An 11,562-nucleotide genomic window follows, 5' to 3' on the forward strand; every position below is an offset into this window, starting at 1 on the left:
GGTGCCTTCAGGACTCCTGGGTGACGGAGACGAGCACGGCGGCACCGGGCCCGTCTCCTTCGATCGTGACGGGATAAACGGGAATGGGACGGGTGGCCGGCAGGCCGGACGGCTTGCCGGTGCGCAGGTCGAACGTGGAGCCGTGCAGCCAGCACTCGATCTGGCAGTCCTCCACCTCGCCCTCGGAGAGCGAGACGTTCGCGTGCGAACAGGTGTCGTTCACCGCGTGCACCTGGCCCTCGGTGCGGACCACGCAGACGGGGACGCCGTCGAGCTCCACCCGCAGCGGCGTGTCCTCCTCCAGGTCGCCCAGCGAGCAGACCCGGACGAAACCACCGGCGGCGTCGGGCGCGGTGTCGCGAGCCCTCTCGGACGGGGTGTCGGGCGGGGTCATGCGATCGACGCCTCCAACTCCTCGTCCAGCTTGGCCAGCAGCCGCTCCTCGACGTCCGGGACGCCGATCTGCTGGATCAGCCCGGCGAAGAAACCGCGCACCACCAGGCGACGGGCCTCCTCGGCCGGGATTCCGCGGGACATCAGGTAGAACAGCTGCTCGTCCTCGAAGCGGCCGGTGGCCGAGGCGTGGCCGGCGCCCACGATCTCGCCCGTCTCGATCTCCAGGTTGGGGACCGAGTCGACCCGGGCGCCGTCGGTGAGGACGAGGTTGCGGTTCAGCTCGTAGGTGTCGGTGCCGGTCGCCGCGGCCCGGATCAGCACGTCGCCGATCCACACCGCGTGCGCGCTCCGGCCCTGCAGCGCGCCCTTGTACGCCACGTTGCTCCGGCAGTTCGGGGCGGTGTGGTCCACGAACAGGCGGTGCTCCTGGTGCTGCCCGTTGTCCGTGAAGTACAGCCCGTACAGCTCGGCCTCGCCGCCGGGGCCCGCGTAGGTCACCCGCGGGTGCAGCCGGACCACGTCGCCGCCGAAGGTGACGACCACGGACCGGAAGCTCGCGTCGCGGCCGACCAGGGCGTTGTGCTGGGAACAGTGCACCGCGGTGTCGTCCCAGTCCTGGACGGACACGACGGTCACCTTGGCGCCGTCGCCGACCTGGAACTCCACGTTGGCGGCGCGGACGCCGTCGCCGGTGTGGTCGATGACGAACACCACCTCGGCGAAGCTGCCCACGTCGAAGACGGTGTGCCCGTAGCTGACGCCGCCCTCGCCGTGCAGCGACACCCGCACCGGCTCGTCCAGCACCGCCTCGCTCGGCACCGAGATGACCGCGGCCTTCTCGAAGGAGCTGTAGGCCTGGGCGGCGATCCGGTCCACGGGCGTGCCGGCGCGTCCGAGGCGCGGGTCGTCGCGGCCGACGGTCTCCACGGTGACGGCGTCGGGCGCCGAGACCTCGACCTTGACGGTGCCGGACACGGCGGCGCTGCCGTCGTGCAGGCCGCGCAGCCGTTCCAGCGGGGTGAACCGCCATTCCTCCTCGCGCCCGTGGGGGACGGGGAAGTCCGCCACGTCGAAGGACGGCGGGGCACTCATCCGGGTGGCGACCGTCGATTCGGCGGCCACCGCCACCGCTCCGCCAGCGCTGGAGCCGGCCGGCATGCTCTGGGCCTCAGCCATGGGTCTCGTCGTGCTCACTCTCTGGTCTCTTGGTCGTGAAGGTCTCGTGGTCGGGCGTTCCCGGCGGGCGTTCCGGACGGGAGTGCCCGCCCGGCCCGTCGCCGGCCGTCGGCGGTCAGCCGACGGCGCCCTCCATCTGCAGCTCGATCAGGCGGTTCAGCTCCAGCGCGTACTCCATCGGGAGTTCCTTGGCGATCGGCTCGACGAAGCCGCGCACGATCATCGCCATCGCCTCGTCCTCGGACATGCCGCGGGACATCAGGTAGAACAGCTGGTCGTCGCTGACCTTGGAGACGGTCGCCTCGTGGCCCATGGTCACGTCGTCCTCGCGGACGTCGACGTACGGGTAGGTGTCAGAGCGCGAGATGGTGTCCACCAGCAGCGCGTCGCACAGCACGTTGGACTTGGAGCCCTCGGCGCCCTCGCCGATCTCGATCAGACCGCGGTACGAGGTGCGTCCGCCGCTCCGCGCCACCGACTTGGAGACGATGTTGGAGGAGGTGTTGGGCGCCATGTGCACCATCTTGGCGCCGGCGTCCTGGTGCTGGCCCTCGCCCGCGAAGGCGATGGACAGCGTCTCGCCCCTGGCGTGCTCGCCCATCAGGTAGACCGCCGGGTACTTCATGGTCACCTTGGAGCCGATGTTGCCGTCGATCCACTCCATGGTGGCGCCCTCGTAGGCCACGGCCCGCTTGGTCACCAGGTTGTAGACGTTGTTCGACCAGTTCTGGATGGTCGTGTACCGGCAGCGGGCGTTCTTCTTGACGATGATCTCGACGACCGCCGAGTGCAGCGAGTCCGACTGGTAGATCGGCGCGGTGCAGCCCTCGACGTAGTGCACGTAGGCGCCCTCGTCGACGATGATCAGGGTCCGCTCGAACTGGCCCATGTTCTCCGTGTTGATGCGGAAGTACGCCTGGAGCGGGATCTCCACGTGCACGCCCTTCGGCACGTAGATGAAGGAGCCGCCGGACCAGACCGCGGTGTTCAGCGCGGCGAACTTGTTGTCGCCGGTCGGGATCACGGTGCCGAAGTACTCCTGGAACAGCTCCGGGTGCTCCCGCAGACCGGTGTCGGTGTCCAGGAAGATGACGCCCTGGGACTCCAGGTCCTCGCGGATCTTGTGGTAGACGACCTCGGACTCGTACTGCGCGGCGACGCCGGCGACCAGCCGCTGCTTCTCGGCCTCCGGGATGCCCAGCCGGTCGTACGTGTTCTTGATGTCCTCGGGCAGGTCCTCCCACGTCTGGGCCTGCTTCTCGGTGGACCGCACGAAGTACTTGATGTTGTCGAAGTCGATGTCGCCCAGGTGCGCGCCCCAGGTGGGCATCGGCTTCTTGCCGAACAGCTTGTGGCCCTTCAGCCGCAGCTTCAGCATCCAGTCCGGCTCGGACTTCTTCGCCGAGATGTCGCGGACGACCTCCTCGGACAGGCCGCGCCTGGCCGCGGCACCCGCGGTGTCGGAGTCGGCCCAGCCGTACTCGTAGGTGCCCAGCCCTTCCAGCTCGGGGTGGGCAGTCTCCGTGGGGAGCGTCATGCGGGGTTCCTCCCGGCGTTACGTGCTGTTGCGGTGGTCTTGGGGTGGTGCGTGGTCGTCGTGGCGACGGGTTCGGGAGCGGGCTCCGGGACGAACGTCGTGCAGACGCCGTCCCCGTGCGCGATGGTCGCCAGCCGCTGCACATGCGTGCCGAGCAGGTCGGAGAACGCCTCGGTCTCCGCCTCGCACAGCTGCGGGAAGCGCTCCGCCGCGTGCGCCACCGGGCAGTGGTGCTGGCACAGCTGCTGACCCGCCGCGGTCGGCGCGGCCCGCGCCGTGGCCGCGTACCCGTGCTGCGAGAGGGCCTCGGCCAGCGCCCGGGTGCGGTCCTCCCTGGCGGCCCGCTCCACGAGCGGACGGTACTGCTCGGCCTGGGCGGCGGCCTTGGCCCGGGCGAACGCCAGCACGGCCGCCGCGCCGGGCTCACCGCCGCCGGCACCGCGCTCGATCCAGCGCAGCGCCTCCACGGCCAGCTCGTCGTACGCGTGGTCGAAGGCGTCCCGGCCGCAGTCCGTCAGCGCGAAGACCTTCGCCGGGCGACCCCGGCCACGCGCGCCGTACACCCGCTTCTCGCGGGGCTCCACGACGCCCTCGGCCACGAGCGCGTCCAGGTGCCGCCGCACCGCCGGCTGGGTCAGCCCCAGCCGGGCGGCCAGCTCACCCGCGGTGGACGGGCCGTGGTCGAGAATGGAACGCGCCACGCGCTGCCGCGTGCCGTGCTGCTCCTCCGGGCCGGCGGACAGACCAGAACCACCGGTGGCACCATCGGCCACCGGCGTCTCAAGCCGCTCCCGCCCGTTTTTCACAACGCCATTGTTGCTTAATTCCAACGACGCGAGCAAGCCGCGTCCTGACCGGCGGGAATGCGATGCATCACGTAAGGCGAGCCTAAGTTCCGTGGGAGTCAGCGGGAGACGCCGGGCCGTGCCCGGACTGTCAGTCGGCCTTCCTAGACTTGTCCTCATGGGAAACACGCAGGCCGGACCGGCCGTAGAAGCCGTTGGCCTGGTCAAACGCTACGGCCGGACGACCGCGGTGGACGGCCTCGACCTCACGATCGACCGCGGCTCCGTCACCGCCGTCCTGGGGCCGAACGGCGCGGGCAAGACCACCACCATCGAGTCCTGCGAAGGGTATCGGGTGCCGGACGCCGGCCGGCTGCGGGTGCTCGGCCTGGACCCGGCCGCCCAGGGCGCCGCGCTCCGCCCGCGGATCGGCGTGATGCTGCAGGGCGGCGGGGGATATCCCGGCGCGCGGGCCACCGAGATGCTGCGCCACATGGCCCGGCTGTACGCCCACCCGCTGGATCCGGCGATGCTCGTCGAGCGGCTCGGCCTCGGCCGCTGCGGCCGCACGCCCTACCGGCGGCTGTCCGGCGGCCAGAAGCAGCGCCTCGGCCTCGCCATGGCCGTGGTCGGCCGCCCCGAGCTGGTCTTCCTCGACGAGCCCACCGCCGGCCTCGACCCGCAGGCCAGACGCGCGGCCTGGGAGCTGATCAGAGAGCTGCGCGCGGACGGCGTGAGCGTGGTGCTCACCACACATCTGATGGACGAGGCCGAGGAGCTGGCCGACCAGGTCGCCATCATCGACGCCGGCCGGGTGATCGCCAGCGGCAGCCCGGCGGAGCTCAGCCGCGGCGGACGGGGCGACGTGCTGCGCTTCTCCGGACGGGCCGGCCTCGACCTGGCCTCACTGCGCGCCGCGCTGCCGCAGGGCAGCGACGCCGCCGAGCCGACCCCGGGCCACTACCGGGTCACCGGCGACGTCGGGCCCCGGCTGCTGGCCACCGTCACCGCCTGGTGCGCCCAGCACGGTGTGCTGGCGGACCGGATCACCACCCGGCGTCACTCGCTCGAGGACGTCTTCCTGGAGCTGACCGGCAGGGAGCTGCGCTGATGACCACGGCCTTCAATCGCGACGCCGAGATCGACGCGGCGACCGCCCACACCGTCTCCCGCGGATACGGCGGGGCCGCCGGAGACCCGGACGACGCGCCACCGGCCGGGCCGGCGGACGACCGGGTGCCCAGGCAGCGGGAGCACGGGCGGTTCGCGCCGAGCCCCGGAGCCGCGCCGCTGCGCCGGATGATCGCCGCGCAGGCGGCGCTGGAGACCAGGATGCTGCTCCGGCACGGCGAGCAGCTGCTGCTGACGATGGTCATCCCGACGCTGCTGCTGGTGCTCTTCGGCACGCTCGACATCGTGGACACCGGCGCCGCCGAGCCGGTGGACTTCCTGGCCCCCGGCGTGCTGGCGCTCGCCGTGCTGTCCACCGCGTTCACCGGCCAGGCCATCGCCACCGGCTTCGAGCGGCGGTACGGCGTGCTCAAGCGGCTGGGCGCCTCGCCGCTCCCCCGCTGGGCGCTGCTGTGCGGGAAGACCGCGGCGGTGCTGGTCACCATCGCGCTGCAGACGGCGCTGCTGGTCGGGGTGGCGCTCGCCCTGGGCTGGTCGCCGCAGGGCAACGCGCTGGCCGTGGCGGCGCTGATGCTGCTGGGCGCGGCGGCCTGTTCGGGCCTCGGGCTGCTGATGGCGGGCACGCTGCGGGCCGAGGCGACGCTGGCCGCGGCCAACCTGGTGTTCGTGCTGCTGCTCTTCGGCGGCGGCGTGATCGTCCCGCTGAGCGACTTCCCCGAGCCCGTTCGGGTGGTGTTGGAGCTGCTGCCGCTCGGCGCCCTGACGGACGGCCTGCGCGCCGTGCTGCAGCACGGCGCCGCGATGGCCTGGGCGGACGCCGGGGTGCTGGCGGCCTGGGCGGTGCTGGGCCTGGCCGCCGCGGCCCGGTTCTTCCGCTGGGAATGACTCCCGGCACGGCCCGTCGTGACGGCCCTCGTGAAAAGACGCACAAGCGGGGGCCTACCATGAGCGGGTGCTGACCGCCCTGCGAAACCCCCTCGCCTACCTCGCCACGCGCTGGACGCCGCAGCCGCGCACCGTGCGCCGGGCGGCGCTGGCGGCGCTCGCCATGAGCGTCCTCATCGTGGTCACCGGCGGCGCGGTGCGGCTCACCGAGTCCGGCCTCGGCTGCGACACGTGGCCCAAGTGCAGCGACGACAGCCTGGTCGCCACCCCCGAGATGGGCCTGCACGGGTTCATCGAGTTCGGCAACCGGCTGATGGCCTACGTGGTGTCCGCCGCGGTCGGCTGGTTCATCGTCGCCGCGCGCTGCGCCAAGCCGCGCCGCCGGTCGCTGACCCGGCTCGGCTGGGCCCAGTTCTGGGTGGTGGCGAGCAACGGGGTGGTCGGCGGGATCACGGTCCTCACCGGCCTCAACCCGTACGTCGTCGCCGCGCACTTCCTCGCGGCCATGGCGCTGCTGACCACGACCACGCTGGGGTGGGTGCGCTCCCGGGAGGGCGACGCCCCGCCCCGGCCGCTGATCGGCAGCACGATGCGCCGCGGGGTGCTCGGCCTGACCGCGCTGTCCGGCGCGCTGGTGGTGGTCGGCACGGCGGTGACCGGCAGCGGCCAGCACGCCGGGGACGCCAGCGAGGACATCGAGCGGATGCCGTTCGACTGGGACACGATCACCCGGGTGCACTCGGGGCTCGCCTGGGCCGTGGTGCTCGGCACGGTCGCGCTGTGGGCCGGTCTGCGACTGATGGACGCCCCGCCGGCCCCGCGGGCCCGGCTGCGCGACCTGCTGCTGGTGCTGCTGGCGCAGGGCGCGATCGGCTACGCGCAGTACGCCCTGGACGAGCCGGAGCTGCTGGTCGGCTTCCACCTGTTCGGCGCCACGCTGGTCTGGATCGCGGTCCTCCGCGTGCTGCTCGCCACCCGCGAACGGGGACCGGCGACGCCGCCCGAGGACCGGCACCCCGACGCCGAAGCGACCGCCGCGACCCCCGCCCCCCGGGTCACGGCCACCACCTGATCCCTTCCCGGGTTCCCGGGGGCCCGCCCGTCACAGGTGCGGGCGGCATACGCGCCCGCACCCCGCGACGCCGAACCGGCACGCCAGCCGCCTGCGTCGGCCACGACGGCCGGGCGAGGCACCGTACCGGCCTCCGCGGCCGGCGGCACAGCGTGGCCGGACCGGCCGTCGGCGACCACGCGGCGGCTCTCCCGGGCGTCAGGGAGCCGCGGGGTCCGGGTCTCCGGCCGCGGGGCGGCCTCCTCCGAGCTGGATGCCGGCCATGCGGCGCCACTCGTAGGGGCCGGTGCGCAGCCGGGCCGCCAGGTCGCCGTCCAGGGTGTCGCGCAGGGTGACGCCGGCGGTCTCCGCCGCCCGGACGAGGGACTCCCGGTCCGGCGCCACGACGTCGCCCCAGCCGCCGTCCGCGCCGACCAGCACCAGCCGGTGGCCCCTGGCGCCCAGATAGGCGATCTGTCCCTCCGCCGCGCCGCCGTGGGCCGCCGCGAAGGCCCGCATCCGACGCGTGAACCGCGCCACCCGCCGCCGCTCCGCCCGGTCCCCCTCCGGAGCGGCCGCCGGACCCTCGGGCTCCGTCGCCGCACTCTCCGCCTCAGTGTTCTCCGCCATGGCGGCATGGTACAGAGTTACCTACTCTGCGGTAATAAGCAGCGGACACGAGCCTGCGACGAACGGCTCCCCGAGTCCCGGACAGTTCCGGACGGAACGTGCGCAAGTGCGCCCGCCGCCGGCGCGGGACGACACCACCGCCCCCGGCGCGCCCGGTCGGTCGGTCGGATCGGGTAGGGCAGCGACGACTCGCCGCCGAACAGGAACCGGTCCACGCCGCGGGCGGCGGCCCGCCCCTCGGCGATGGCCCAGACGATCAGCGACTGGCCGCGCCCCGCGTCACCGGCCGCGACCCGGACCCCGCCGCGCCCCCGAACCTCACGGCACCTCGCGGACCGGCCACGCCCCAAGCGGCAGGCGCCCGACGCCGACGCCGGTCGACGGGCTCCCGTGGCGGGAGTGCGGCACCGCGGGCAGAGCCGGGGAGCCGGCGACGCCGGCGAACGCACGGCGTCTCGGCGGCGCGCACACCCACCGGCGCGACAGGCACCCCTGCGCGGCAACCCGTACGCGGCAAGCCAAAAGCGGCAAGCGAAAAGCGCTACCGCAGGAACGGGTCGATCGCGACCGCCAGGAAGACCAGCGACACGTAGCTGATCGACCAGTGGAAGAGCCGCATCTCCTTGAGCTTCGAGCCGGTCAACCCCGCCCGGGCGCGCGACAGCAGCGCGTGCGCCTCGCGGAGCCACCACGCACCCGCGAGCCCGGCCACCAGCGGGTAGAACCAGCCGACGTAGCCGAGCGGCCACAGGGCCAGGGACACCGCGACCATCACCCAGCTGTACAGCACCACCTGCCGGGCCACCACCGTGTTGGTCGCGACCACCGGCAGCATCGGCACGCCCACCCGCGCGTAGTCGTCCTTCACCTTCATCGACAACGGCCAGTAGTGCGGCGGCGTCCAGAAGAAGATCACCAGGAAGAGGACGAGCGCCGCCCAGGACAGCTCGCCGGTCACCGAGGACCAGCCGATGAGCACCGGCATGCAGCCGGCGATCCCGCCCCAGACGATGTTCTGCGCGGTGCGTCGCTTCAGCCACATGGTGTACACGACCACGTAGAACAGCAGCGCGCCGAGCGCCAGCCCGGCGGACGCCCAGTTCACGGTGAGTCCGAACCACAGGGTGGACACCACGGCCAGCGAGAGGCCGAACGCCAGGCACTCGCCGGGCCGCACCACGCCGGTGACCAGCGGGCGGTTGGACGTGCGGTGCATCCGCGCGTCGATGTCCCGGTCGTAGTACATGTTCAGCGCGTTCGCGCCGCCGGCCGACAGGTAGCCGCCCAGGCAGGTGGCGAGCACCAGCCAGAGGTCGGGCACGCCCTGTTCCGCCAGGAACATCACCGGCACGGTCGTGATCAGCAGCAGTTCGATGATCCGCGGCTTGGTCAGCGCGACGAACGCCAGAACGCGGTCGCGACGAGTCCACTGGCCGGCCCTCGGACCGAGTTCCGAACCGGACTCTGCCGCGGGACGGGATTCGACGGCCGTCACGGACACCCCTGCTCTGCGTGGTCAGCGGCTGGCGCCGCAGGCATGCTGGCGGGCTCCGGCCGGGCGAACCGGCTGGTGGGAGCTCGCGCGTTTCCCGGTAACTCTAGACGCCCGAGATACGCCGGTTGTCGCCGGGTCCCCGCTGAGCAGCCGCCCCGTGGCCGGTGGCCGTCCACGCACGGCACGGCTCCGGGGGACGCCCCGGCCCCCGGGGGTAGGCTCGATGGCGGCCCGGTGAGCCTGCCAGCGTGGTCAGGCCAGGGCGTGTCCACCCGCGTCCGCCCGGATCCGTCCGGATCCACCCGGACGCACCAGGACAGGCCCAGCCACCAGGCATCCCCTGTCACCACCGGCCTCGTGCAACGCGGAGAGGAGCCCTGACGCAGGGTGAGCAGCATGCCGACCACCTCAGACTCTCGACTCGACTGGACCGACCTGGACGATCGGGCCGTCGACACGGCCCGGGTCCTCGCCATGGACGCCGTTCAGAAGGTGGGGAACGGGCACCCCGGCACGGCCATGAGCCTGGCGCCCGCCGCCTACCTGCTGTTCCAGAAGCTGCTGCGACACAGTCCCGCAGACCCCGACTGGACGGGGCGGGACCGCTTCGTGCTGTCCGTCGGACACAGCAGCCTCACGCTCTACATCCAGCTCTACCTGGCCGGTTACGGCCTGGAGCTGGACGACCTGAAGTCGTTCCGCACCTGGGGTTCGCGGACCCCCGGCCACCCCGAGCACGGCCACACCGTCGGGGTCGAGACCACCACCGGGCCGCTCGGCCAGGGCATCGGCAACGCCGTGGGCATGGCCATGGCCGCCCGGTACGAGCGCGGCCTGTTCGACCCGGACGCCGAGCCCGGCGCGTCCCCGTTCGACCACACGGTCTGGGTGTTCGCCGGCGACGGCTGCCTCCAGGAGGGTGTCTCCAGCGAGGCCGCCTCGCTCGCCGGCCACCAGAAGCTGGGCAATCTGGTGCTGCTCTACGACGACAACCACATCTCCATCGAGGGTGACACCGAGGTGTCGTTCTCCGAGGACGTGCTGCGCCGCTACGAGTCCTACGGCTGGCACGTGCAGCGGGTGGCGCCGAAGGAGGACGGCGACCTGGACCCGCGGACGCTGTTCGAGGCGTTCCAGGCCGCCCGGGCGGAGACCGGCCGGCCCTCCATCATCGCCGCCCGCTCGATCATCGCCTGGCCGGCGCCGAACGCCCGGAACACCGAGGCCGCCCACGGTTCGGCGCTGGGCGCGGCCGAGGTGGCCGCCACCAAGGAGGTGCTGGGCTTCGATCCGGAGCGGCACTTCGAGGTCGAGGAGGCGGTGCTGGCCCACGTCCGTCGGGCCGTGGAGCGCGGCACCGCCGCCCAGGCCGAATGGGACAAGCGGCTGGCCCAGTGGCGCCAGGCCAACCCGGCGCGGGCCGCGGAGTTCGACCGGATCCGCTCCGGGATGCTGCCGGAGGGTTGGGAGAAGGCGCTGCCGGTCTTCGAGACCGGCGGCTCCGTGGCCACCAGGAAGGCCTCGGGACAGGTGCTGAAGGACCTCGGCGCGGTGGTGCCCGAGCTGTGGGGCGGCTCGGCCGACCTCGCGGGCTCGAACAACACCACCATCGACGCGGGCTCCTCGTTCCTCCCGGCCGGCAACCCGATGCCCACCGCCGACCCGTACGGCCGGACCGTCCACTTCGGCATCCGCGAGCACGCCATGGGCTCGGCCATGAACGGCGTGGCGCTGCACGGCAACACCCGCGTCTACGGCGGCACCTTCCTGGTGTTCTCCGACTACATGCGCCCGGCGGTGCGGCTGGCCGCGCTGATGCGGCTGCCGGTCACCTACGTGTGGACGCACGACTCCATCGGCCTCGGCGAGGACGGCCCCACCCACCAGCCGGTGGAGCACCTCTCCGCGCTGCGGGCCATTCCGGGCCTGAACATGGTGCGCCCGGCGGACGCCAACGAGACGACCATCGCCTGGCGCGAGATCCTGCGGCGGCACAGCACCGCGCCCGCCCCGCACGGCCTCGCCCTGACCCGGCAGAACGTCCCGACCTACGAGGCCAACGAGGACGCCGCCAAGGGCGGCTACGTGCACACCGAGGCCGAGGGCGGCGCCCCGAAGGTGGTGCTCATCGGCACCGGCTCCGAGGTACAACTCGCCGTGGCGGCCCGCGCCGAGCTGCAGGCCGCGGGCATCCCCACCCGGGTGGTGTCCATGCCGTGCGTGGAGTGGTTCGAGGAGCAGGACCGCGCCTACCGGGACGCGGTGCTGCCGCCGGCGGTCCGCGCCAGGGTCGCGGTGGAGGCCGGGATCGGCATGACCTGGCACCGCTACGTGGGCGACGCCGGTCGGGTGGTCTCGCTGGAGCACTTCGGCGCCTCGGCCGACTACCAGACGTTGTACCGAGAGTTCGGCCTGACTCCCGAGGCCGTGGCCCAGGCCGCGCGGGAATCCCTGACCGCCGCCGAGCGCTGAATCC

At 72.9% G+C, this 11,562-nt stretch carries 10 protein-coding genes; 4 read left to right on the forward strand and 6 right to left on the reverse strand.

All coding sequences use genetic code 11. From position 1 onward, the window contains the following. Positions 1–7 precede the first annotated feature (7 nt). The 4 genes from ABGB06_RS20050 to ABGB06_RS20065 all read right to left on the reverse strand — a co-directional run bounded on the left by ABGB06_RS20050 (position 8) and on the right by ABGB06_RS20065 (position 3,882). Positions 8–394, reverse strand: a complete 387-nt coding sequence (locus ABGB06_RS20050; RefSeq protein ID WP_347591266.1) for a non-heme iron oxygenase ferredoxin subunit — start codon at positions 392–394, stop codon at positions 8–10. After that, the gene (gene sufD / locus ABGB06_RS20055) at positions 391–1,572 is read right to left on the reverse strand and encodes a Fe-S cluster assembly protein SufD (protein ID WP_347591268.1); all 1,182 of its coding nucleotides are present in this window, start codon (positions 1,570–1,572) and stop codon (positions 391–393) included. Before sufD ends, ABGB06_RS20050 begins: the two co-directional genes overlap by 4 nt. Positions 1,573–1,687: 115 nt before the next feature. Further along, positions 1,688–3,109, reverse strand: a complete 1,422-nt coding sequence (gene sufB / locus ABGB06_RS20060; protein WP_347591270.1) for a Fe-S cluster assembly protein SufB — start codon at positions 3,107–3,109, stop codon at positions 1,688–1,690. Next, positions 3,106–3,882: a helix-turn-helix domain-containing protein gene (locus ABGB06_RS20065; protein WP_347591605.1), complete on the reverse strand. Its 777-nt coding sequence runs from the start codon at positions 3,880–3,882 to the stop codon at positions 3,106–3,108. The genes sufB and ABGB06_RS20065 overlap by 4 nt, the downstream gene beginning before the upstream one ends. Positions 3,883–4,072: 190 nt before the next feature. On the opposite strand from ABGB06_RS20065, the gene ABGB06_RS20070 reads away from it, so the two are divergent. The 3 genes from ABGB06_RS20070 (at position 4,073) to ABGB06_RS20080 (ending at position 6,982) form a co-directional block, all read left to right on the forward strand. Continuing rightward, positions 4,073–5,005, forward strand: coding sequence for an ABC transporter ATP-binding protein (locus tag ABGB06_RS20070; RefSeq protein WP_347591272.1), 933 nt, complete (start codon positions 4,073–4,075; stop codon positions 5,003–5,005). 188 nt (positions 5,006–5,193) lie between these two features. After that, the gene (locus ABGB06_RS20075; protein WP_347591607.1) at positions 5,194–5,910 is read left to right on the forward strand and encodes an ABC transporter permease; all 717 of its coding nucleotides are present in this window, start codon (positions 5,194–5,196) and stop codon (positions 5,908–5,910) included. A gap of 67 nt (positions 5,911–5,977) precedes the next feature. After that, complete coding sequence (locus ABGB06_RS20080) at positions 5,978–6,982, forward strand: COX15/CtaA family protein (protein WP_347591274.1); 1,005 nt, start codon at positions 5,978–5,980, stop codon at positions 6,980–6,982. 198 nt (positions 6,983–7,180) lie between these two features. Here the strand turns inward: ABGB06_RS20080 and ABGB06_RS20085 are convergent, their stop codons facing one another. Continuing rightward, positions 7,181–7,591, reverse strand: a complete 411-nt coding sequence (locus ABGB06_RS20085) for a hypothetical protein (protein WP_347591276.1) — start codon at positions 7,589–7,591, stop codon at positions 7,181–7,183. A 541-nt stretch (positions 7,592–8,132) separates the two neighbouring features. Continuing rightward, positions 8,133–9,086 (reverse strand): heme o synthase, encoded by a 954-nt coding sequence (locus tag ABGB06_RS20090; protein ID WP_347591278.1) that lies wholly within the window; start codon positions 9,084–9,086, stop codon positions 8,133–8,135. A 387-nt stretch (positions 9,087–9,473) separates the two neighbouring features. Between ABGB06_RS20090 and tkt the strand changes: the two genes are divergently transcribed. After that, positions 9,474–11,558 carry a transketolase gene (gene tkt / locus ABGB06_RS20095; RefSeq protein ID WP_347591280.1) on the forward strand — a complete coding sequence of 695 codons (2,085 nt, stop codon included), beginning with the start codon at positions 9,474–9,476 and terminating at the stop codon, positions 11,556–11,558. The last annotated feature ends 4 nt before the right edge of the window (positions 11,559–11,562 follow it).

Source organism: Streptomyces sp. B6B3 (genome assembly GCF_039871525.1).
In the GTDB taxonomy this organism is placed as follows: domain Bacteria; phylum Actinomycetota; class Actinomycetes; order Streptomycetales; family Streptomycetaceae; genus Streptomyces.